The sequence below is a fragment of the Trinickia sp. NRRL B-1857 genome (assembly GCF_050470685.1).
Classification (GTDB): domain Bacteria; phylum Pseudomonadota; class Gammaproteobacteria; order Burkholderiales; family Burkholderiaceae; genus Trinickia.
The window spans coordinates 2,964,563-2,986,596 of the sequence record NZ_JBFLUK010000001.1; the positions used below are offsets into that span (position 1 = coordinate 2,964,563).

Sequence of the window (22,034 nt, forward strand, 5' to 3'; positions counted from 1 at the left end):
CCTAAACACTATGAACAAGCGATTTGCCACGACTTGCCTCGTTGCGTTGTCATGCATGACCGGCCTCGCGGCGTGCGTCGGTCCGACCGATACTTCGTTTCCGCGGAAAGATATGGCCACGACATCCGCGGGCTCGTTCCCGAACGTGGAGAACTTGCGGACGATCGATCTCGGCATGACCAAGAATCAGGTTTATCCGTTGATCGGTGCGCCGCATTTTCATGAGAGCGTCTTTCGTGTGCGCGTCTGGAACTACCTGTTTCACTTCCGCTCCGGCAACGACACGGTGACGTGCGAATACCAGATCCAGTTCGACGATAGCGGCCGCATTGCGCGTACGCGTTGGGACGATCCGGCGTGCGAGCGGTTCGCGCCTGCTAAGATCGCAGCCGACGCCGAGACGGCCGGCACCACGGAGAAGCTTCAATGAAGGGAATGGCAGGTACATGTCGGCTGGCCGCGAACGATCTCTGCCGATCTTCCGTCCGTGTCCGGTGAACGAGACGAAGCCGTGCCGTCGGGGCAAGTCCGCGTGAGTCCGGCAACGGTCGATGCTTGTGCGCAATGGACGGCATTTCGCGACTACGCGGATGCCGGGGCGTTGATCGAAGCATTCGAGCTCGTCGCCGGCTGGTTGGCGCAGTCGCCGGACGATGTCGATGCCGCCACGGCCCAAGCCGAATTGCTGCGCTTGTGCGGACGCTACGAGCAGGCGCAAGCGTGGCTCGATCGCGCAATCTTGGCGGCGCCCGCACATGCCCCGGCTTGGGTTGAGGCGGCGCGCGTGGCGATGCGAATGGGCGCAACGGAACGTGCGCTCGAGTGCTTCGAGCGTGCGCATCGCGCGGCTCCGCATAGTACGGACGGGCTCGCGGAGTGGGCGGCGCTCGCGCACTCGATCGCGCGCGTGGACATCGGCGTCGCCGTGGCGACGCGATGGTGCGAGCTCGCGCCGGCGCATGCGGATGCCTGGTTCTCGCTCGGTCTCGCTCAACAGCAGGCCGGCGCGCTTGATGCGGCGCTCAACGCGTATGAGCGGGCCGTGTCGATCGATACCGATTTGCCGATGCTGCGCAATAACCTCGCTGCGCTGCATTACAACCGGGGCGACTATCGGGCGGCGTTGGCGCTGGGTATGCAGGCGCTGCGGGCCGAGCCCGATCATCACCTGGCATGGACGAATCTCGCTAACGTATGGCTCAGATTGCACGAGCCGGACAAAGCGTTGATCGCCGCGCGGCGGGCCTGCACCTTGGCGCCGGAATTCGGCCTCGCGCAACTCGCATTGAGCAATGCAGCTCGCGAATCGCAGCAATGGAGCGAGGCATTCGATGCCGTCGTGCGGGCCGCGAAGTTGCCGGGCGCCGAGCCGAAAATCCAGTTCTCCGTCGCAATGCTGCAATTGATGCAAGGCGACTGGCGCAACGGGTGGATCAATTTCGAAGCACGCTGGCGTGGTTCGCCGGAACTCGACCACGTCCAGGGCTTTTGCCCAGAACGGCGTTGGCACGGCGAAGCGCTTGCCGGAAAAACGCTGCTTGTATGGGGCGAACAAGGGCACGGCGACGCGATTCAATTCGTTCGTTTTTTGCCGCAGCTCATCGAGCAAGTCCGCAGTGCCGGGGGCAAGCTCATCTGCTGTTGCTTCCCCCCGCTCTACACGCTGTTCAAGCGGAGCCTGGCATCGTATGAGATCGAGGTTTTGCCGAGCGACGTGCCGCGTTTGCCGCCGTTCGACTATCAGCTACCGCTGGCGAGCCTGCCGTTGGCGCTCGGGGTCACGCTCGAATCGCTTGCGGCGCCGGCGTTCTACCTGATCGCGGATGCGGCTAGCGTTGCACGCTGGCGCGACGAGACGCATCGAGGCGAGCGACTCAAAGTGGGGCTGGTATGGACCGGCAGCCGGAACCATCAACGCAATCCGTTGCGGGCGATCGAACCCGAGCGTTATGCCGAAGTCCTGCGGACGATTCCGGGTATCGATTGGTACAGTTTGCAGCCGGGCGCTGGCGAGGACGTCGAGCGCATTACGCGTGCGGGTTTGCCGATTATCGATCGAACGAGCGAGTTGACGAGTTTCGACGATACGGCCGCGCTCGTTTGTGCGCTCGATGTGGTCGTGACCGTGTGCACGTCCGTGGCGCATTTGGCGGCCGCATTGGGTAAGCCCACTTGGTTGCTGCTCGACGTGAATCCGCACTGGGTGTGGATGACCGCGCGCGCGGATAGCCCGTGGTATCCAAGCGTGAGGCTCTATCGTCAGCATCGCCATCGAGATTGGACGACGCCGCTCGATGCGGTGGCCACGGACCTGCGGCAGGCGGCGGCATGTATGAGCGGCGCGCGGCGGGTCGACGATCCGGCGAGTTAGCGAAACGCCGTTGCAACCGCCCGCGCGACGATGAGCATGCCTATCGCCATGATCGCGGCTCCCACGCCGCGTGCCGTGCGTCCATCCGCGGGCACGAGGCGCTCGACGGTCATAGCTACCGTCGCCGCGGCCATCGCCATCCAATCCATGATGCCGATCGCCAGTACGACGGCCATGAGGTTGGCGCAGCAATAGCCTTCGTGCAGGGCCAGCCGGAGCCCGAACTGACATGCGGCTCGAATGGTGCGGATTGGGCCGAGGTCATCGAGCCGCACCGCGGGCCGGCACTTCACGCGACGCCGGCTCGACGCCGCGCACTGGGCGACGCCCGCGACGACGAGTGCGATGCCCGACGATAGGGGCACCGCGCGTGCCAGCGCGCCTGCGTACGGCAGCTCGATTTCTAGCGCATTGCCTACGCAAAACACGAGCGTGCCGGCGAGCGCCCACGCCGATAGATAACAGGTACCGGCGAGCAGCGACGGCCACGCAAGACGCACCATTCGGCATGCCAGCCAGCACCGCCGCCATTGCGGTGTCGACGAAGGCAGCATCATCGTAACCATCATCACGGTCCACATCTGCGCGAATGCCGCGGCGGCGGCAAGCCATGTCTGCCCGCACATCGGCGCCCAGACCGACGACATCGACCATCCGCCCGGCATCGGCGTCTCGCCCATCGCGGCCATCGATCGGCATGACGCTATCGTTGCGGCAGCGGTCACACTGAATAGGAAGCCGAGCAGGGCGTCGAATCTTGCGCTCGCGTCGGGCCACGCTCGCGAGCACCGCGGCGCGCCAATCTCAGTCGTGCCCATACTCGTCGTGCCGTTTCCACCACACGCCGGTCTCGTTGCGGCCGAGCGGCGCGCGATCGAGCCATGCATACATGCCCCACATCGCATCGAGGCCGCGGGCATAGGTCGAGTACGTGTGATAGACCACGCCGTCCTCAAGGACGAACGCACTCATCCCAGGTCTGTCTCTCGCGTAGGTTTTCGCATCCGTTCCGCAGCTACGAGCGAATTGTTCGACCGGGGCCGGTGCCGGGTCGGCGTCCATGGCGTGGCTGCCGCGCTGATAGTTGTATTCGACCTCGCCGTCGCGCTGCTGCATCGGCGTGAACGATACGTTGAAGTCGAAATTGAAATCGTTGTCTCCGGAACTGGCCCACGGAAACGTCCATCCCATGCGCCGCTTATACGATTGCAGCTTTTCGAGCGAGGCGCGCGAGACGGCCGTCAGCGTCACGTCGTGCTGCGCCAAATGCACGCTAAAGCCGTTGAACGAATCGGCGATCGACGAGCACGAAGGGCATCCCGCTTGGTAGTCGGGGCCGAACATGAAGTGATAGACGATCAGTTGCGAACGTCCGTCGAATAGATCGGCGAGCGACGCGGGGCCTCGCTCCGTGTCGAACCGATAGGCTTTGTCCACGCGCACCCAAGGCAAGGCTTGCCGCTGCCGGGCGAGTTCGTCGCCGCGTCGCGTGAGCGCCTTCTCGGCTTGCAGCAATTGAAGGCGTGCGTCCAGCCATTGCTCGCGCGTTCCTGTTGCATGTGTCGTCATCGTTTTCTCCGTTGAATGAGGGGTAGCAACGGCTGCGCATCGGTTGATGCGATCCCGCCTTGCCATCCGCATGTCTCGAGATGGCACGTGCTAGATTAGTGACCGGCACCCATCCGGGGGGAGTGACAAATATGGCGGGATTCGCATGGATGCGTTGATTGCGTCCGCCGCGCGCGCCCTTGCGATGGGCGATGCACTCGGCGCCTTGAATCGCATTGCGCTGCGCGAGGACCCGCCGGCGCTGGCGTTGCGCGGCATTGCGATGGCGCAGCTTGGCGAACTGGTGCGCGCGAAGGTATTGCTGCGCCGCGCCGCGCGCGCATTCGGGAGCGACGATCCGCTGGCGCGTGCGCGCTGCGTCGTGGCCGAAGCCGAAGTGGCGTTGGCCGCTCGCGATTTGAACGGGCCTCGAAAATCGCTCGGCGCGGCTCACGCGGCACTCGACGCAGCCGGCGATCGAATCAACGCCGCGCATGCGCGTTGCCTAGAGGCGCGATGTCTACTGTTGATGGGATTGCCCGACCAAGCGCAACAGACACTGGCGATCGATGCGGCGGCCACTCTGCCTGCGGCGCTGCGAGCGGCGCGCGCCCTGGTGGCGGCGGGCATCGCGCTGCGCCGTCTGCACGCCGCGCAAGCGCGCGCCGCGTTGCGCCGTGCCGAGCAAGCCGCGCGCGAATCGGGCATCGCCGCCCTGATCGCCGAGGTGGACCGGGCGACGCATTCGCTCGCGGCGCCGGCCGCACGCGTGATCGCCCGAGGTCGTGCACGCCCCGTGACGCTCGAGCAAGCGCAAGCGCTGTCGTCGCCCCATCGATTGATCGTCGACGGATGTCGCTACGCTGTCCGCGTGGCCGACACGAGCATTTCTCTCGCCTCGCGTCCGGTGTTGTTTACGCTCGCCTGCCTGCTGGGCGAGGCGTGGCCCGAGGATGTGCCGAGACAGGCGCTAATCGCCGGCGCCTTCCGCGCCAAAGCGATCGACGAGTCGCATCGCGCGCGCCTGCGCGTCGAGATCGGCCGCTTGCGCGCACAGCTACGCCCGATGGCCGACGTCACGGCGACGAAGCGCGGATTCGCATTGATGCCGACGCTCGCATCCGAAGTCATCGTGCTCGCACGGCCGGTCGACGAGAAACACGCGGCCGTGCTGGCGCTGCTCGACGACGGCGAGTCGTGGTCGAGTTCGGCGCTTGCGCTCGCGTTGGGGGCGAGTCAACGCTCGGTGCAGCGCGCGCTCGATGCGCTGGCCTCGGCCGGCAAGATCCAATCGGTGGGGGCGGGGCGTACGCGGCGCTGGATGCTGCCGGCCGTCATCGGTTTCGCGACGACATTGTTACTCCCCACGCCGTGGACAAACGAATAGGATGGCCGTCATGAAGCGATCGAATGCCGAAATCCTGAATGAGTTCGGGCCGCTGCCGGGCGTCGGTAACGTGGCCGGCGTGACCTATGACGGTGAGCAAGTCTGGTGTGCCGCCGGCGATAAGCTGTGCTCGCTCGATCCCGCGAGCGGTCAATTGGGGCGCTCGCTCGACGTTCCCGCGTCGGCGGGTACTGCCTTCGACGGCAAGCACTTGTTTCAGCTTGCCGGCGACGTCATTCGTCGGATCGATGCTGCGACGGGACAGGTGCTTGCGACGATAGCGACGCCGCCCGGCGGCGGGTTTTCGGGGCTCGCCTGGGCCGAAGGATTCTTGTGGATCGCGCAGTACGGCACGCGCAAGATCCACCAGCTCGATCCGCAAACCGGTGCCGCGCTGCGCACGATCGAATCGAACCGGTTCGTGACGGGCGTCACTTGGGTGGACGGCGAATTGTGGCACGGCACGTGGGAAGACGACCGTAGCGAAATCCGGCACGTGGATCCGCGATCGGGCGAGGTGATCGAAGCGCTCATCATGCCGGACGGCATGATCGTGTCGGGGCTAGAGTCGGACGGCGGCGATCGCTTCTTCTGCGGTGGCGGCACGAGCGCGAAGGTGAGAACGGTGCGCCGTCCGGCGCGCCGGGCCAAAGCCGAGGGTGCGTCGCCGGTTGCGAGCGACGCACCGAACGAGTGATCGGTGGGCCGCGTGCCGGAGCGCCTATCTAGGGCTCCTAACTAGTTTTGACCTCGCCCGCTCATGATCCGCTGGATGAGCGCTTGGCGCTCTGCACCCGGATCCTCGATCGTATGCGTGTCCAGCGCGATCACTTGGCGGGTGATCCCATCGCGACCGAGCTGCACGGCGGGCCAATTCGGCGCCGTCTGCCGATTCGTCGAACGCCAAACCTTGGTGAAGTTCGCCTGCTTATCGATGTGGCCGTTAGGATTGCCGGTTTTGACGAACTGTTCGATGTACCCGGAGAAGATCCGCGCGACCGCGTGATCGTCGTTCGTCCATGGGTAGCGCCCGTCTTGATCGAGATTGCCGAGCGCATAGACGATTTCCGATCGATGCGGCGCGCCGGTGCTCGCGGCAGGCTCGTACTCGGCATCCTTGGCCGCGCGGACAATGGGCGGCGGACGGCGATGCGTGAACAAATAGAAGTAGACGGGCGCGCGACCCGTCTGCCGATGCAGGTCCATCCAACGCCAAGTGCTGTGGCCCATCGTCAGGTCGTTCGCAAGCACGGACGCCGACCGGGTGATTCCTTCCGCATCGCTGCCCGGGTAGAACTTGCGGGCTTCGGACGTGTCGTTGCCGAAGACCGCTTGCAAGATGACCGACCAGTTTTCCTCCGTCAACTCGAACGGCCCCGATACGGTTCGGAAGTGACTTTCCTGGGAGTTCGAGCCGACGAGCAGCGGCACCGGCGTTTGACCGCCCGCTCCGAAGATCGCCTCGGGCGTATCGGTTAAGAAATGGCCGTCGATCGTGGGCCAGAAGATCAACGCGGGTTGGTTTGGGCGCTCCGTCGCTTGTTGCAGTTTTTCGGCGGGCATCGCACGCAACGCCTGGAGCGAATCCGCCCCGGCCTGTTCCGAGAACGTTCGCGCAACGCGCTCCGCTTTCTCGCGTCGCCAAAAGGCATTGGGTGTGAACGCGCCGCCGCTTTCGCCGATCGCGCGAGCAAAGAGACCGCGCGAGGTCGGCGAGGCCATATGTGCGCTGACGGCCATTGCGCCCGTCGTCTCGCCGCCGATCGTCACCTGCTCGGGGTTGCCGCCGAAGCGTGCGATGTTCTCGCGCACCCAGCGCAAGGCCGCTTGCTGATCGAGCAGCCCATAGTTGCCCGTGGCGCCGGCGCCGCCCTCAATCCTCGCGTCGGGGTGCATCATGAATCCGAATGCGCCGAGCCGATAGTTGATCGTCACGACGATCATCCTGCGCGCCGCGAGGTGCGCGCCGTCGTAGCGCGGCTCCGATCCGTCGCCGAACGCAAAGCCGCCGCCGTGGAAATACACGAGCACGGGAAGCTTGCCGTCCGCGCTCGTAGCCGGCGCCCAGACGTTCAGATACAGACAGTCCTCGCTCATCCGCTGCGAGCGGAACGTGAGGCCGGGCATCTCCCCTTGCATGCAACGGGGCGCGAAGTGCTTAGCCGTGCGCACGCCGCTCCAGCGAGCCAGCGGTTGCGGCGCGTGCCAGCGAAGCGGGCCGACCGGCGGCGCGGCGTACGGGATGCCGCGAAAGACGTTCAGTTGATGGATGCCGCTCATGGCGCGATCGCCGGCGACGGTGCCTTGGGCGAGTTCGACTTGCGGCGGCTGCATGACCGGCGCCGTGGCGGCGGCGATCGGGAACGAGCACAGCAGCGTCAGAGCCGATGCCGCGACGCGCGTTCGCGATGATGGCCTGATCGTGAATGATCGGTTCATGGTTTGCCCCTTTTGGGTTGATCGATACGGACTAGCGGTTGTCCACCGGACGGTGGGCCAGTCGATCTTCGTCCCAGGTCGGGGATCGCGCGCCGCGTCGGCTAAAAAGCCGGACGCATTGCCGTGCGCGACGCCGCTGTTATGCCGATACGTCTCGCTGCCGCAGCGACGCCAACTGCGTATAGTGCTTTTCGGCCCAGAGCCATACGCCGCAAAACGCGGCGCATAGGCTGTGGCCGAGTTCGGTCAGTTGATATTCGACGCGCGGCGGCACTTCGGGATAGACGGTGCGCGTCACGAACCCGTCCTCTTCGAGCTGACGCAACGTCTTCGTCAGCATGCGCTGGCTAATGCCGCCGACGAGCTCGCCGATCCGCGTAAAACGCAGCACGCCGTTTTGCGCGAGCACTTCGAGTACGCACATCGTCCACTTGTCGGCAATACGACCGATCACTTCCATGACGACGTTGTCGAGCTCCGGGGTGGAGCGTTCGCCCGTCGGCGATTCGAAAACGACCGCGCGCCCGGCAACGGGAGGTTTTGCTTTGGGCATATCCTTGATCCGATCCAATACTTACTTAGATGTGCGTACAGCACATTATGGTGCCTACTTCCTAACTGAGAGTATTGTGATTACTCTTGCTTCCGTCAATCGAAAATCGTCAACGGAAGGAGAAAGATCATGCAAGTGACTGGAAACACGATTCTCATCACGGGCGGGGGCTCCGGCATCGGGCGTGCGTTGGCCGAGGCATTTCACCGTCGCGGCAACGAGGTCATCGTAGCGGGGCGTCGAGAGCAAGCGCTGCGTGAGGTGGCCGATGCGAATCCGGGAATGAAGACCGCGGTCCTCGACGTGCAAGACGCGAAGAGCATCGAAGCGTTTGCCGCGCGTATGGCCGAGCAATTCCCGACGCTCAATGTCGTCATCAACAACGCCGGCATCATGCAACTCGAAAACTGGCGAGCCGACCACGTCGATCTCACGACTGCCGAGGCGACGATCACGACGAACCTGCTTGCGCCGATTCGCTTGTCCGCGGCGTTGCTGCCGCAGCTCAAGCGTCAGGCGCGCTCGACCATCGTGACGGTCACGTCGGGCTTGGCGTTTCTGACGCTCGCGCATACGCCGGCTTACAGCGCGACGAAGGCGGCCATCCATGCGTTCAGCGACGCACTGCGCTACCAACTGCGCGACACGAACGTCGGCGTGGTCGAGATCGCGCCACCCTATGTGCAGACGGAACTCATGGGCGAGCAGCAAGCGAGCGATCCGCAAGCCATGCCGCTGGCCGAATTCATCGACGAGGTGATGCACATTCTCGAGACCCAGCCCGAGGCGCGCGAGGCGCTCGTTGGGCGCGTGCATCCGCTACGGTTTGCCGCCGAGCAAGGTTACGAGAAGTACACGGCGCAGTTTCACGCGTTCAACGACCACTTCGGCGCGGCGCTCGAAGGCTGACGTCGCTTCCCGTTGTCGTTGTCGCTGTCGTCATCGTCGTTACGATGCGCAAGCTCGGTCGGCCGCGACAGGGGTGTCGCTACGATGCTCGGCGGCCGACGCGCGCATGACGGCGATGGCGTCGATGCCAAGCATTTCGCGCAGCAATGCCGCGCCTTTCGGCGTCACCTGGACGGCGCGCGATGCCTTGGATCGAATCAGCCAGCCTTGTTCGCAAAGCAATCCGAGCAGGCGTGTGCCGAGCGGTCCGGCGACATGGTGTTCGCGCTCGGTCCAATCGAGGCACTGACGCGCGATGCCGGCGCGTCCCGGTTTGATCGAGGCGGTATCGAGTCCTAGCCGCGCGAACCAATCGGCGCCGGCGGCCGTCACCTCGAAGCGTTTATCGGTTCCGTCGTGCAGATAGCCGCGTGCGACGAGCGCTTGTGTCATCGCGACGCCTAGGCTGCCTGCTAGATGGTCGTAGCAGCACCGCGCGAACCGTAGCCGCTCGGCGCTCGCGCCAAGCGGGCGCCGCTGCACCTGCGGTTCGGGGCCGATCGAGGCGAGAATTTCGAGGGCATGCGCCACATGCTCGCCGGCCAATCGGTAGTAGCGGTGCCGACCTTCGGTCTCGACGGTCAAAAGCCCGCCCGCCAGCAGCTTCGCGAGGTGGGAGCTGGCCGTTTGCGCCGTGATACCGGCAGCGTAGGCTAGTTCGCCGGCGGGGCGTGCGCGTCCGTCGACGAGACTCATCAGCATGGCCGAGCGGGCGGGATCGGCGATCAAAAAGGCGGCGGAGGTGAGATTCAGCTGCAAGGGCATGCGGCGCTCTCCATCGGATGCGAGCGGGGACGAGAACTACGATAGCAGCAATCGCGCAGGCATGATTCGACCGGCGTCGAAGCATGAACGCGCACCGCGCGCCTAGACTCGCCTTCATCACATGGACGATGGAGGCTGGCGATGAACGATCGACAAACAAGCGGTGACGTCGCGAGGGATCGGCGATGACCGCCGACATTTCCTTGCAGCGCCGGCGCGTGCTCGCGGCCACCAGCATCAGCTACTTCATCGTTATTCTCGATACGTCGATCGTCAACGTCGCGCTCGAGCGGATCGCGACGGCGCTGTCGATGCAGATCGACGGACTGCAATGGGTGACCAACGCTTATACGCTCGTTTTCGCGGCGTTGCTGCTGACGGGCGGTACGCTCGGCGACCGCGTCGGCGCGCGCAACGTCTACCTGGCTGGCCTCAGTGTCTTCACGCTGGCCTCGGCGGCCTGCGCGCTGTCCGGCGCGCTGCCGATGCTCGTTGCGGCGCGCGCGGTGCAGGGCGTCGGCGCGGCGATGCTCGTGCCTTGCTCGCTCAAACTCATCAATCAAGCATGCCCCGAGCCGGAGGCGCGCGCCCGCGCGATCGGACTTTGGGTCGGATGCGGCGGCGTGGCGATGGCGGCCGGCCCCATCGTCGGGGGAGCGCTGATCCATTGGGTCGGCTGGCGCAGCATCTTTTTCGTAAACGTGCCCGTCGGCATCGTCGGCGTGGCCTTGACGCGCCGCTTAGCGCGCGACGTGCGCGCTGCGGCGGCGCGCCGCTTCGACCCGCTCGGGCAACTCGCGGCCATCTTGGCGCTCGCGTCGCTGATCGGCGTGCTGATCGAGGGCGCCCCGCTCGGGTGGGGCTCGCCCGCGATCGTCGCGGGCGCGGTCACCGCGCTATTTGCGTGGGCGGCGTTCCTCTTCGTGGAGTCGCGCAGCAAGGACGCAATGCTGCCGATGGCCCTTTTTCGCAGCGGTGTTTTCTCCGGCTCGACGCTCGTTTCGATGGCATCCGCGTTCGTGTTCTACGGCTTGCTGTTCGTCGCGAGCTTGTACTACCAACGCGTACGCGCGTACTCGCCGCTCGCGACGGGCTTGGCTTTGTTGCCGATGACGACGATGGTGGCCATCGGCGGCGTGTTGTCCAATCGACTGTCGCGCTTCAAAGGCTCGCGTGCCTCGATGTGCATTGCGTTCGGGCTCTATGCGGCCGGCGCGCTCGCGCTCCTTGTCCTGCTGTTGGGGGCGCCGGCATGGACGGCCGTCGTGCCGCTTGTAGCCATCGGCCTTGCCGCCGGCTACGTGACGCCCGCCGCGACGGCGCCCGCGCTCGCGACAGTCGACGAGCGGCATGCCGGCGTGGCGGCCGGGGTGCTCAATTCGGCGCGGCAGTCGGGCTCCGCGCTTGGGGTGGCCGTATTCGGTTCGGTAATCGGTTCGGGCATGCCGTTCGTTGCTGCCATGCGGATCGTTCTATGCGCGGCCGCAGTTGTGGCGCTCGCCGCGGCGCTCGTATGGTGGCGCGCGAACGGCATCGCGACGCGCCGCGATGTGCGCCCGCGTGCCGATTCCTCTTACGGCTGACGCGAGCGCGCAGGCTTGAATCTCAGGCGTCGTGGCACAGCGCTTGCATCGTTGCAGCGAACTGCATCGTCGCGGCTTGTGTCCGTTTCTCCTATGTCTACTCCTCGTCGAGCGAAGCGTGCGCAACCGGGCAAGGCGGGCGCGGACGCCGAATCGGGCGCCCAGCCGCAGCCGCGGGCAATCCCTATCGATTTGCCCAAGGACCTTCGCTATGTCGACGACCGCCGGCCCGGCATCACACGCAAGTTGGTACGAGGGCGGTTCGTCTACTTCGATCCGAGCGGCCGGCGCATCAGCGACGACGACGACCTAGCTCGCATCCGCGCGCTCGCGGTTCCGCCGGCCTATTCCGACGTATGGATCTGCCCCGATCCGCTAGGCCATTTGCAGGCCACCGGCCGAGACGCGCGCCGCCGCAAGCAGTACCGCTATCACGTCCGTTGGCGCGAGATACGCGATGCGACGAAGTACGAGCGGATGGCCGAATTCGGCAACGCGCTACCGAAGATCCGTGCGCGCGTCGCGCGGGATCTACGCGCGCCGGGCATGCCATGGGAAAAAGTCGCGGCAACGGTCGTCCGCTTGCTCGATCTCACGCTCGTGCGCGTCGGTAGTGCCGAGTACGCACGCGAGAACGGCTCGTTCGGGCTCACGACGCTGCGCAAGCGGCACGCGGCGGTGCGGGGGACGCATCTGCGTTTTCGCTTTCGCGGCAAGAGCGGGATCGAACACGATGTCGACGTCGACGATCCGCGGATCGCCCGCATCGTGCGCCAGTGCATGGATTTGCCGGGACGCGAACTCTTTCAATATGTCGACGACGAAGGCGAACACCGTCCCGTGGGCTCCTCGGACATCAACGAATACTTGCGCGAGGCCAGCGGCGCCGATTTCACGGCCAAGGACTATCGGACGTGGGCGGGCAGCGTGTTCGCTTTGGCAGCGCTTAGACGGGTCGAGCCGCGCAGCGCCGCCGAGGGGCGCAAGCATCTACTGCAAACCGTGAAAAGCGTTGCATCGACGCTGCGCAATACGCCTGCCGTATGCCGTCGCTGCTACATCCATCCGGTCGTCGTCGAGGCATTCGAAGCCGGCGCGCTAGGCGATTTACCGAAGGGCGGATCTCGCCGGGGATTGAAAGCCGACGAGGCGGCTTTCGCAACGCTGCTTGCGCGCGAAGCGAGGCGGGTCAAACGCGAGGCCAAGCGCAGCGAAGCCGTGGCGAAACAAGCGGAGCGCACGCACAAAAATGCGAACGGAAAATCGCGCGCGACCGCTCGATCGCCCGATATGCCCGAGGTGCCTCGCGAAGACACTCGTCTCGTGCGCTTGCTGGCGAAATCGAGGCGTGTGGCAAAACCGCACGGTGTAAAGGTACGGCCCGCGTCCCGCAACGCCTGACCCGAATTAGGTAAAGAGGTTGTCGATAGCCGGGGCATCAACGTGCGCGGCCGTCGCCGCCGATCGAGCAGTCGCGCCCATATCGATTCGCGGCTACCGGAAATGGCAGCTTGCGAATGCGGTCCGATCAGAGTCGAATTTGATCTGTTTTTTTGCTTGATAACTGTCAATTTAATTAATCGAGGCGCCCTGTACGATCCATTGCGTATACATAAACATCGCAATGCATTGAACGCGGCGCGTGCGATGGGTTCGCATTCCTTGCCGTTAAGGCAATACGCAATTTAGTTAGGAATCCAAATCGATTTAGCCGCGGAAAACTCAATTCGGCTATGGAGCACAGCATGTGCAAGTTCCGTATCACCGCCCCGATTTATCTCGCCGTCGCGCTACTGGCGGCGGGCGGTACCAGCGTCGGCTTTGCCGCCAATTCATCCGCCGCATCGGCGCACGCGGTTCAAACAGCCGCGGCCACCGGTCACGTTCGCCACTTCGTATTGAAGACGAATATTGCGGACGGCAAGCTCGTCTATGAAGACGAACATGGGAATACCGATCCCGATCTCAAAGTTCAATTGGGCGATACGGTGGAGATTTCGATTGTCAGCAGCGAAGGCGCGGAACATGACATTACGTTCCCGGATTTGAAAGTCGAATCGAAACGCTTCAGCGGTGCGACCGGTGGGACGACGCTACGCTTCGTCGCATCACGTGCGGGCGAGTTCAACTATTTTTGCAGCGTACCGGGTCATCGCGAAGCGGGCATGGAAGGCAAGCTGATCGTAACCGGTACGAGCGCGTCGCCCGTTGCCGCGCACCATGACATCGGCGGTGTGGGCGGGGTCGAACCGGCAGCGGCCGCAGGCGGTATGGACGGCCATGCGATGCCGATGCCAACGGTGCAAGCGCCGGCAGCCGCTGCGTTGCCGGCCGACCCGAATGCGGTCAGCGTCGCGGGCGATCCCGCTGCGGTGCCGCCGCCGGTCGGCGCTCGGGCGCCGGAGACGATCAAGTACCGGATCGAAACCGACGAAGTGACAGGCAAGCTCGACAACGGCACGAGCTTTACGTACTGGACTTTCGATAAAAAAGTGCCGGGACCGATGTTGCGCGCGCGCGTGGGCGATACGATCGAGCTGACGCTTTCGAACGCCGCCACGAGCAAGATGACGCATTCGATCGACTTGCACGCCGTAACCGGCGGGATGGGCGGCGGCGCCGACACGCAGGTCGCGCCGGGCCAACAAAAGACCTTCACGTTCAAGGCGTTGCATCCGGGCCTGTTCGTCTATCACTGCGCGACGCCGCTCGTGCCCGAGCACATCGCCGCGGGCATGTACGGCATGATCTTGATCGAGCCGGCGGGCGGCCTGCCGAAGGTCGATAAGGAGTACTACGTGATGCAAGGCGAGATGTACACGAGCCAACCGTTCGGTGCGCACGTTCACCAGCAAGTCGATATGGCGAAACTGTCTGCCGAGCAACCCGAGTATTACGTGTTCAACGGCGCCGTGGGCTCATTGACGAAGACGCACGAGTTGACTGCCGACGTGGGGCAAACCGTGCGCATCTACTTCGGCGTGGGCGGGCCCAACAAGATATCGTCGTTCCATATCATCGGCGGGGTATTCGATACGGTCTATGAGGACGGTTCGCTGAGCGGCGTGATGCACGACGTGCAAACGACGCTCGTGCCGCCGGGGGCCGCCGCGATCGTCGAGATGAAGATGCAATACCCGGGCAAGTACATGCTCGTCGATCATGCGCTGACGCGCGCCGGAAAAGGGCTCGTGGGCGTGTTGGACGTTCGCGGCAACGCCGATCCGACGGTGTACCACGTCGGATCGGCGCAATAGCCGAAGCATACGGCGCGTCAGTGCATGAGCCCCAGGCTCTGCAATACGAGCACGACGTTCAGGGCGAGGATCACGAGCGTCGCCGCCGCGGCGGCGACCGTGACGCGCCGGCTGTTGGCGAAGGCGCCCATGATCTCGCGCCGGCTCGTGACGATCACGAGCGCGATCATCGGCACGGGCAGGGCGAAGCTCAGTGCGACTTGGCTATAGAGCAACGCGTCGGTCGCATTCACGCCGAGCGCCACGACGATGAAGGCCGGCACCATCGTCAGCAACCGGCGCGCGCCGACGGGGATGCGAAAACCGACGAAGCCTTGCATGACCATTTGTCCGGCCATCGTGCCGACGACCGAGCTGGAAATACCCGAGGCCAGCAGCGACACGAGGAACACGGCTGCCGCGCCCGCGCCGAGCAGCGGCGTCAGGCTGCGATAGGCCGTTTCGATTTCGGCGACGTCGGCATGGCCGGCGTGAAAAGCGCCGCTCGCCATGATGACCATCGCCACGTTGACGAGGCCCGCGACCGACAGCGCGACGACGACCTCGCGATTGGAAAAGCGCAGCAGCTTACGGCGCCCGGTATCGTCGATCGCCGGCGCGCGGTTTTGCGTCAAGCCGGAATGCAGATAAATCGCGTGCGGCATGACCGTGGCGCCGAGAATCCCGACGGCGACGGAAAGCGCGCCCGGGCCTTGCAACTGCGGCACGACGGCGCCGTAGGCCGCGGCGGACCAATCGACGTCGACGAGCATCAGTTCGACGACATAGGCAAGCGCCACGGTGCCGATCAAGGAGCCGACGATGAGCTCGAGCGGACGAAAGCCCTGACGCTCGGCGGCGAGGATCGCGTAGGTGACGATCCCCGTCAAACCCATGCCGACGAGCAGGGGCACATGGAGCAGCAGCGACAAGCCGAGGGCGCCACCGAGGAATTCGGCGAGGTCGGTCGCCATCGCGGCGACTTCGCTGATCCCCCACATCGCATATACGACAGGCAACGGGAAGTGGGCGCGGCTCACTTCGGCGAGATTGCGGTTCGTGACGATCCCGAGCTTCGCGGAGAGGCCTTGGAACAGCATCGCGATGACGTTCGCGGCCACCACGACCCACAGCAGCGAATAGCCGTACTTGGCGCCGGCCTGCAAATTCGTGGCGAAGTTGCCGGGATCGACGTAGGCAATGGAGGCGATCACCGCCGGCCCCGCGAAAAGCAGCGCCGAGCGGGCACGCGCGAGCGGGCCGCGTCCGCCCCGGCCGGCGAGGGCGTCGCCGATCGCGAGCGTCGTGCGTTCGCTCAAGCCCAATTGCATCTGCGCAGTCGTCATGGCGCACCTCGTCAGTCTTTGTTCTTGGTGTCCATGATAAAAGCTATCGATATGAGAATGATAATTGTTTTTATAAATCGACGCGATGCGGTGTCTTACTCGGCGTTCATTGCCCGCCATTGCGGCGCGTAGTCGACCTCGGACCAGCGAAACGGCAGCGCAACTGGGCTGCGGCGGATCTCGTCGACCTCGAATCGCACGAGCCGTTCGGCGCCGGGAAACGCTTGGCGCGCGGCTTCGTCCCAGACGATCTCCGCGTGGGCGGCAACGTAGAGCAAGTCGCCTCGCTCGAAGTCGATGAACACGAGACCGGCGCGCGCGTCGACGGCGAGATTGCCCAGTGTGTTGAAGAATAGGTTGCCGCGGTAATCGGGCGCGACGAAGGTGCGGTCGTTTTCGACGCGAACGAACCCGGGCAATCCGCCGCGGTGGGAGACGTCCACGCCCCCGGCCGCGCCGTCTTCGCCAAGGCTGCTCCGCGTGGCAATGAAGTAGGTATCGCTGCGCTCGATCAACGCGCGGTCCGCGGCATCGAGCGCCGTAGCTCGCTCCGGCCGCGGCGCCGATGCGGCGGCAGGGTTCGATCCATCGATGCGCGTGGGCGTGCGGCTTTGAATGTACTTCGCGCAGTTGCCGAAGCTTTGACGCACCGCGACCGTCATCGCATCGCCCTCGATGCGCACGACGGTGCCGTTGACGCGATTGCGCCGGCGCGTCGGCAACTCGATGCCGAGCCCGCCGAGCGCCGAGCCGGCTTGCCAAGCGTCCGCGAGCGGATCGCCGGGCAACGCCTCGCCGGCAATGAGCAGCGTTCTCGCGTCGGGCGAGGAAACGAATCCCGGCTCTCCGATGCGCAGCGTTGCCCACGGTTGCCCGTGCGCGTCGATCCCTCCAAGGACGATGAACGGCAGTTGCCCGAAGAACTGGCGGTGCTGCTCGGGCATGAAGCGCCGGATGCCGCGCCGTCCGCCGACCTCGGCCTTCGCCTGAACGCCCGCCCGCGTTTGCACGGCGATTTCACCGGCATGGAACGGGGTTTCGTCGAGATCCCAGCCGGAGACCGGCGCTTGGGCGATGAGTGAGTGGGGCGCGGTGCTCATGTCGTGCGTCCGTCCTAGTAGGAGAAGCGTTACTGCGCGTTGGCGGGAATCGCGGACGCCGGCATGGCGACGAAACCCGGTAGCGCTTCGATGCGCGCGAGCCAGGCGCGAATGTTCGGATAGGGGGCGAGCGAGACGCCGCCCTCCGGAGCATGGGCGATATAGCTATAGGCGGCGACGTCGGCGATCGTCGGTTGCTCGCCCACGGCGAACGGCTGTTTGCCGAGTTCCGGTTCGATGGCCTCGAAGAACCGCGCGGCGATACGAACGGCCACGTCATGATCGAGCTTCGCGCCGAACACTTTCACGAGGCGCGCCGCACACGGGCCGTATGCGATGGGGCCGGAGGCCATCGACAGCCACTGCTGCACGCGCGCCGCGCCGATCGCATCTTCGGGCAGCCACGACGGATCGCCGTAACGCTTCGCCAGATAAACGAGGATGGCCGTCGAATCGAAAATCACCGTGTCGCCGTCTTCGAGCACCGGCACTTGACCGAACGGGCTCATCGCCAAGAATGCCGGACGTTTTTGTTCGCCGGCCGCGAGATCGACCTCGATCGTGTCGAACGGCAGGCCGAGCAGGCTTAGGAACAGCGCGGCGCGGTGCGTATGGCCGGAAAGACGCATTCCATGCAGGCGAATGGGCTGGTCTGGGCGGGAAAGCGGCATGGCTCGTTCCTTATGGCGGTGGCGTTGAGAGGGACCTCGGCGCGGCGGGAAACCCATACTCCGCCAGGTTCGAAGGAAGTCTATCGCTGCACGATTGAATAGATAAGATGGATAATCGGGCAATCACAGTCCACTCTTAATGAACAATCGACCATGCCCGATTTGCGCGACGTGAACCTGAATCGTCTTGTGGTTTTCGCCGCTGTCGTGGAGGCGGGATCGCTCAGTGCGGCCGCCGAGCGGCTCGGACTCGCCAAAACGATGGTCAGCGCCCACATTCAGCGGCTGGAAGCGGAAGTCGGCGTGACACTGATCGTGCGAACGACGCGCCGTTCGAACTTGACCGAGGCCGGACGGACCCTCTATGAAGCGAGCCGGGCGTGTCTACGCACGGCCGCCGACGCGCTCGAGACGATCGCCTCCACTTCGGGCCCACTGCGTGGCGCCGTTCGCGTGGCCTCTCCCGTCGATTACGGGGAGTTGGTCGTCGCGCCGGCTCTGGCCGCGCTCCAGCGCGACCATCCGGACTTGGGCGTGGAATTGATCTGCGGCGAAGGCTATGTCGATCTCGTCGCCGAGCGCATCGACGTGGCCGTGCGCTTGGGCAATTTGAAGGATTCGAGCTATCGATCGGCGCGGCTCGGTCAGTACTTGCGCTGGATCGTCGCGAGTCCCGCCTTTCTCGAAGGCCGGCGCCCGCCGAAGTCGCCGAGCGAGCTCGCCGAGCTGCCGTTCGTCGGGCTATCGACGCTCGGTCACCCTGACACGCTGACGCTGCGCGATGCGAGCGGACGGCGCGCGACCGTCCGCTGCAACCGCGCGTTCATGTCGAACACGGCCAGCGCAGGGCGCGCCGCCACGTTGGCGGGGGCGGGGTTCGGGCTTCTGACGGACTTTTCGATCGGCGAGGACTTGGCGGCGGGGCGCCTCGTGCGGCTGCTTCCCGAATGGGCCGGCGAGCCGGCCGCCATTCAAGCGATTTTCCCCTCGACGCGCCAGCCGTCCGCGAAGGTCGCGGCCGTGATCGACGCATTGCGCGCGCATTTGGCGCGCACGGATCACGCGGGCATGAGCGCTCGGCGATAGGCGAGCGGCGACGCACCGACGGCGGCCCGGAAGCGATGACCGAAGTGGCTTGCGTTGGCGTAGCCGGTGCGCGCGGCGATCTGATCGAGCGGCAGCGTCGTCGTGCGCAGCAATTCGCGCGCGAGGTCGGCACGCCGTTCGGCGATCCAAGCATGGGGCGCCATGCCGAACGAGGCGCGAAACATCCGCGACAGATGAAATTCCGACAGACAAGCCACATCGGACAGATCGCCCAGCGTGACCTTATCGGCCAAATGCGTATCGATGTAATCGCGCAGTCGCCGTCTGACGACCGGTGCCAGACCGCCTTTCAACGACGCATCGTCGCGTCGCGCGGCTTGGCTGCGCAGCAGCAGACTCAGAATCTCATGGGCCGCTTCGTTCGCGCGCAACCGGTCGTCCGGCCCCTCCCACGGCAGCGCCGCGAGCGAGCGGCATAGGGCGGCCATATGGGCGTCTTCGAAATACGTGCGGTCGGCGAGCGTCAGTTCGCGCGGCTCGCGATCGAGCTCGTGCACGGCGCGCCGGGTGAAGTGCTCCGGCAGAAAGTAAAGATGCAAGAAGTGCATGTGGCCGCGCACCCACCAGCGCGATTCGTGATCGCCCGGCAGCGCGCATAGCCGCTGCGGCGCGCCGTACTGCCCCGGCAGCTTTTGCCGCTCGGTGCGGTAGCCGCCGTTCAAGTAGCACGAGAGCGTGTGGTGGCCCGGCTGGTCGTACGCCGTCTCGTCTTCGACGATGTCGCGCCGCCAGACAGCCGCTGCGAGCCGGTCGCCCAGCCAGGCGAAGCGTTCGAGCGTCGCATTCGCGTTGGCGAGCGTCACGCCCACCGACTGCATGCCGAACGGCGGTGGGTCGGCGCGCGAGGCGTCGGTGATAGCAGGGGCGAAAGGGCTCGCGTTCACGGCGGGGGCGATGCGAATCGGGTCATGACGGGATGAGTATAGAGAAAGTGGCCGCGGCACGCCCGGCACGCCCGAATAAAACCGCAAAGTTAGACAACGCGGCAGGCGAGGGGCGGCGGCATAGTGGCGGGACCGGGGGAGCCGTGTCGGCTCGCTCAACGCCGTTCGAGTGCCGTCATGAACTTAGCGCTTTATTTCGCCACCGTGCTCATTTGGGGCACGACCTGGATCGCCATCAAATGGCAGACCGGCGTCGTCGCGCCGCCCGTCTCGATCGCTTTCCGTTTCATCCTCGCGTCGATCGTCATGCTCGCGCTCGTGCGGCTTATGCGCCGCCCGATGCGGCCGCCGCGCGCCGCTTGGCCGCTGCTTTTCGGGCAGGGTCTTGCGCTCTTTTGCTGCAACTTTCTGTGCTTCTATTACGCCGAGCAAATCGTGCCGAGCGGGCTCGTCGCGGTCGTCTTCTCCACGGCGCCGCTGTTCAATGCCGTCAACGGCCGCATTTTCATGGGGCGGGCATTGCAGCCGAGCGCGATCGTCGGCGCGGTGCTGGGACTGATCGGCATCTTGTGCCTGTTCGCGCCGCAAATGGCCGAGCACGCCGGCGACCGGACGATGTGGGTCGGTTTGGGCATCACGCTCGTCGGCACGATGTGCTTTTCGATCGGCAATCTGCTCTCGAGCCGGATGCAATCGATGGGTCTGCATCCCACGGTCACGAACGGGTGGGCGATGTTGATCGGCGCTTGCGTGCTGACGGTGGGTAGCCTCGCGGCCGGATTCTCGTTCCAGCCCGAATGGACGCCGCGCTATATCGGCGCGCTGCTTTACCTGGCCGTGCCCGGTTCCGTGATCGGCTTCACGACTTACCTCATGCTCGTCGGCCGCATCGGCCCCGAACGCGCCGCGTATTGCACGGTGCTGTTTCCGTTCGTGGCGCTGGCCGTGTCGACCGTCTTCGAGGGATATCGATGGTCGGTGCCGGCGGGAGCGGGCTTGGCCCTCGTCGTGCTCGGCAACCTCGTCGCATTCAAGGTGTTTCGGCAATTGCCGATGTTCCGTACGCGTGAACGGGCGCTGAGATAAGTTTCGGTCCTGTCCGCGGATCGGCTCGCGCTGTCGACGGCCGGCCCGCGGTCCTTTTTTTTCGCATGGCAGCGCGGCGGCGCGAATCGAGCGTTACCTTCGTCGATCGTTCGCGGCGAGCGTGTCGAAGCAGGGCGCGGCGCACGCACGGAGGCCGCCATGCTCGAGAGACACGATTCGACCGAAATCGACGCACTTTCCGACGCGCGCATTCTCGTCGTCGACGACGATGCGCTCGCGCGTTTCATCCTCGCCGACCAATTGGATGCGCTCGGCTGCCGCGGCGTCGATACCGCATCGGACGGCGTGGATGCGCTCACTCGCGCCCTCAGCCGTCGCTACCACCTTGTCATCACCGATCTGTGCATGCCCAAGATGGATGGCCAAGCGCTATTGACGGCGATGCGGGCCCACGGGTTGTCGATGCCCGTCATTGCGGGAACGGCGTGGCGCGAGCCGATATCGGCCGGCGCCCAAGCAGGCGGCTTGCCGTTCGCGACGGAGCCGCCTTGCGGCTTTGCCGCCGTGCTGCGCAAACCGTTTTCGATGACGCAATTGCGCGGCTTGCTGCATACGCACATCGGCCGCGCGCCGGACGATACGCTCGCGGCTCGCGCCGCCCAGCGCGCGCTCCAAGAAGCGTTCGCCGCTACTTGGCCCGACGACGAACGCGCGCTACATGCCGCGCTTGCCGCGGCGGACCCCCAGGCATTGCTTGCGCGGCTCCATCGGCTGCACGGCGTGCTTGCCATGATCGGAGCGGCGCGTGCGCGCGAGGCTTGCGCCCAATTGCAGCGCCATCTGCATGGCGAGGGTGTCGAGTCAAACGCGCGGCGAATCGCGCGCTTTTTGCAGCTTTGCGCCCGAGTCGGGCGGCGCACGAGGCGCGCTTGACCTATCGAGGCCGGGCGCGTCGGCGCTTCGTATCGGCGGCACGCCGCTTGCGTGCCTAGCCTTTCGTACTGAGCGGTCGAACGCACAGCGGCGGCGGCGCCGTGCCGCGCACACTG

Annotated in this window: 19 protein-coding genes and 1 pseudogene; 11 read left to right on the forward strand and 9 right to left on the reverse strand. The window is 65.3% G+C overall.

Annotated elements, in window-relative coordinates; genetic code table 11:
- The first annotated feature begins 112 nt into the window (after window positions 1-112).
- Window positions 113-430, forward strand: coding sequence for an outer membrane protein assembly factor BamE (locus AB1286_RS13185; protein ID WP_430363705.1), 318 nt, complete (start codon window positions 113-115; stop codon window positions 428-430).
- 57 nt (window positions 431-487) lie between these two features.
- Window positions 488-2,371 (forward strand): tetratricopeptide repeat protein, encoded by a 1,884-nt coding sequence (locus tag AB1286_RS13190; RefSeq protein WP_430363706.1) that lies wholly within the window; start codon window positions 488-490, stop codon window positions 2,369-2,371.
- Here AB1286_RS13190 and AB1286_RS13195 read toward each other — a convergent pair.
- Complete coding sequence (locus AB1286_RS13195; protein ID WP_430363707.1) at window positions 2,368-3,051, reverse strand: DUF2182 domain-containing protein; 684 nt, start codon at window positions 3,049-3,051, stop codon at window positions 2,368-2,370. The genes AB1286_RS13190 and AB1286_RS13195 overlap by 4 nt on opposite strands.
- 124 nt (window positions 3,052-3,175) lie before the next feature.
- Complete coding sequence (locus tag AB1286_RS13200; RefSeq protein WP_430363708.1) at window positions 3,176-3,940, reverse strand: DUF899 domain-containing protein; 765 nt, start codon at window positions 3,938-3,940, stop codon at window positions 3,176-3,178.
- A 145-nt stretch (window positions 3,941-4,085) separates the two neighbouring features.
- Here AB1286_RS13200 and AB1286_RS13205 point away from each other — a divergent pair, with 145 nt between their 5' ends.
- Both AB1286_RS13205 and AB1286_RS13210 read left to right on the forward strand, forming a co-directional pair.
- Window positions 4,086-5,306 (forward strand): helix-turn-helix domain-containing protein, encoded by a 1,221-nt coding sequence (locus AB1286_RS13205; RefSeq protein WP_430363709.1) that lies wholly within the window; start codon window positions 4,086-4,088, stop codon window positions 5,304-5,306.
- A gap of 10 nt (window positions 5,307-5,316) precedes the next feature.
- The gene (locus AB1286_RS13210) at window positions 5,317-6,003 is read left to right on the forward strand and encodes a glutamine cyclotransferase (RefSeq protein ID WP_430363710.1); all 687 of its coding nucleotides are present in this window, start codon (window positions 5,317-5,319) and stop codon (window positions 6,001-6,003) included.
- A 41-nt stretch (window positions 6,004-6,044) separates the two neighbouring features.
- Here the strand turns inward: AB1286_RS13210 and AB1286_RS13215 are convergent, their stop codons facing one another.
- Window positions 6,045-7,745 carry a carboxylesterase/lipase family protein gene (locus AB1286_RS13215; protein ID WP_430363711.1) on the reverse strand — a complete coding sequence of 567 codons (1,701 nt, stop codon included), beginning with the start codon at window positions 7,743-7,745 and terminating at the stop codon, window positions 6,045-6,047.
- Between the two features lie 139 nt (window positions 7,746-7,884).
- Window positions 7,885-8,298, reverse strand: a complete 414-nt coding sequence (locus AB1286_RS13220; RefSeq protein ID WP_430363712.1) for a winged helix-turn-helix transcriptional regulator — start codon at window positions 8,296-8,298, stop codon at window positions 7,885-7,887.
- 129 nt (window positions 8,299-8,427) lie between these two features.
- Between AB1286_RS13220 and AB1286_RS13225 the strand changes: the two genes are divergently transcribed.
- Window positions 8,428-9,207 carry an SDR family oxidoreductase gene (locus tag AB1286_RS13225; RefSeq protein ID WP_430363713.1) on the forward strand — a complete coding sequence of 260 codons (780 nt, stop codon included), beginning with the start codon at window positions 8,428-8,430 and terminating at the stop codon, window positions 9,205-9,207.
- Between the two features lie 39 nt (window positions 9,208-9,246).
- On the opposite strand, the gene AB1286_RS13230 is transcribed toward AB1286_RS13225, so the two are convergent.
- Window positions 9,247-10,011, reverse strand: coding sequence for an ArsR/SmtB family transcription factor (locus tag AB1286_RS13230; RefSeq protein WP_430363714.1), 765 nt, complete (start codon window positions 10,009-10,011; stop codon window positions 9,247-9,249).
- Window positions 10,012-10,196: 185 nt separating this feature from the next.
- On the opposite strand from AB1286_RS13230, the gene AB1286_RS13235 reads away from it, so the two are divergent.
- The 3 genes from AB1286_RS13235 (at window position 10,197) to nirK (ending at window position 14,851) form a co-directional block, all read left to right on the forward strand.
- Window positions 10,197-11,594, forward strand: a complete 1,398-nt coding sequence (locus tag AB1286_RS13235; RefSeq protein ID WP_430363715.1) for an MFS transporter — start codon at window positions 10,197-10,199, stop codon at window positions 11,592-11,594.
- A 93-nt stretch (window positions 11,595-11,687) separates the two neighbouring features.
- Window positions 11,688-12,995: a DNA topoisomerase IB gene (locus AB1286_RS13240; RefSeq protein ID WP_430363716.1), complete on the forward strand. Its 1,308-nt coding sequence runs from the start codon at window positions 11,688-11,690 to the stop codon at window positions 12,993-12,995.
- A 344-nt stretch (window positions 12,996-13,339) separates the two neighbouring features.
- A complete protein-coding gene (nirK, locus tag AB1286_RS13245) occupies window positions 13,340-14,851 on the forward strand; it encodes a copper-containing nitrite reductase (protein ID WP_430363717.1) in 1,512 nt (503 codons plus the stop codon).
- 17 nt (window positions 14,852-14,868) lie between these two features.
- Here nirK and AB1286_RS13250 read toward each other — a convergent pair whose 3' ends face one another.
- The 3 genes and pseudogenes from AB1286_RS13250 to AB1286_RS13260 all read right to left on the reverse strand — a co-directional run bounded on the left by AB1286_RS13250 (window position 14,869) and on the right by AB1286_RS13260 (window position 17,947).
- A complete protein-coding gene (locus tag AB1286_RS13250; protein ID WP_430363718.1) occupies window positions 14,869-16,176 on the reverse strand; it encodes an Nramp family divalent metal transporter in 1,308 nt (435 codons plus the stop codon).
- Window positions 16,177-16,283: 107 nt separating this feature from the next.
- Window positions 16,284-17,276, reverse strand: a pseudogene (locus AB1286_RS13255) (pyridoxamine 5'-phosphate oxidase family protein); the annotation flags it as partial.
- A 29-nt stretch (window positions 17,277-17,305) separates the two neighbouring features.
- Window positions 17,306-17,947 carry a glutathione S-transferase family protein gene (locus AB1286_RS13260; protein WP_430363719.1) on the reverse strand — a complete coding sequence of 214 codons (642 nt, stop codon included), beginning with the start codon at window positions 17,945-17,947 and terminating at the stop codon, window positions 17,306-17,308.
- 153 nt (window positions 17,948-18,100) lie between these two features.
- Between AB1286_RS13260 and AB1286_RS13265 the strand changes: the two genes are divergently transcribed.
- Window positions 18,101-19,033, forward strand: a complete 933-nt coding sequence (locus AB1286_RS13265) for a LysR family transcriptional regulator (protein ID WP_430363720.1) — start codon at window positions 18,101-18,103, stop codon at window positions 19,031-19,033.
- Here the strand turns inward: AB1286_RS13265 and AB1286_RS13270 are convergent.
- On the reverse strand, window positions 19,006-19,938 hold the full coding sequence (locus AB1286_RS13270; RefSeq protein ID WP_430363721.1) for a helix-turn-helix domain-containing protein: 933 nt from the start codon (window positions 19,936-19,938) through the stop codon (window positions 19,006-19,008). The two genes, AB1286_RS13265 and AB1286_RS13270, sit on opposite strands and share 28 nt — an antisense overlap.
- A 177-nt stretch (window positions 19,939-20,115) precedes the next feature.
- On the opposite strand from AB1286_RS13270, the gene AB1286_RS13275 reads away from it, so the two are divergent.
- Both AB1286_RS13275 and AB1286_RS13280 read left to right on the forward strand, forming a co-directional pair.
- On the forward strand, window positions 20,116-21,024 hold the full coding sequence (locus AB1286_RS13275; protein ID WP_430363722.1) for a DMT family transporter: 909 nt from the start codon (window positions 20,116-20,118) through the stop codon (window positions 21,022-21,024).
- Between the two features lie 159 nt (window positions 21,025-21,183).
- Complete coding sequence (locus tag AB1286_RS13280; protein ID WP_430363723.1) at window positions 21,184-21,918, forward strand: Hpt domain-containing response regulator; 735 nt, start codon at window positions 21,184-21,186, stop codon at window positions 21,916-21,918.
- The last annotated feature ends 116 nt before the right edge of the window (window positions 21,919-22,034 follow it).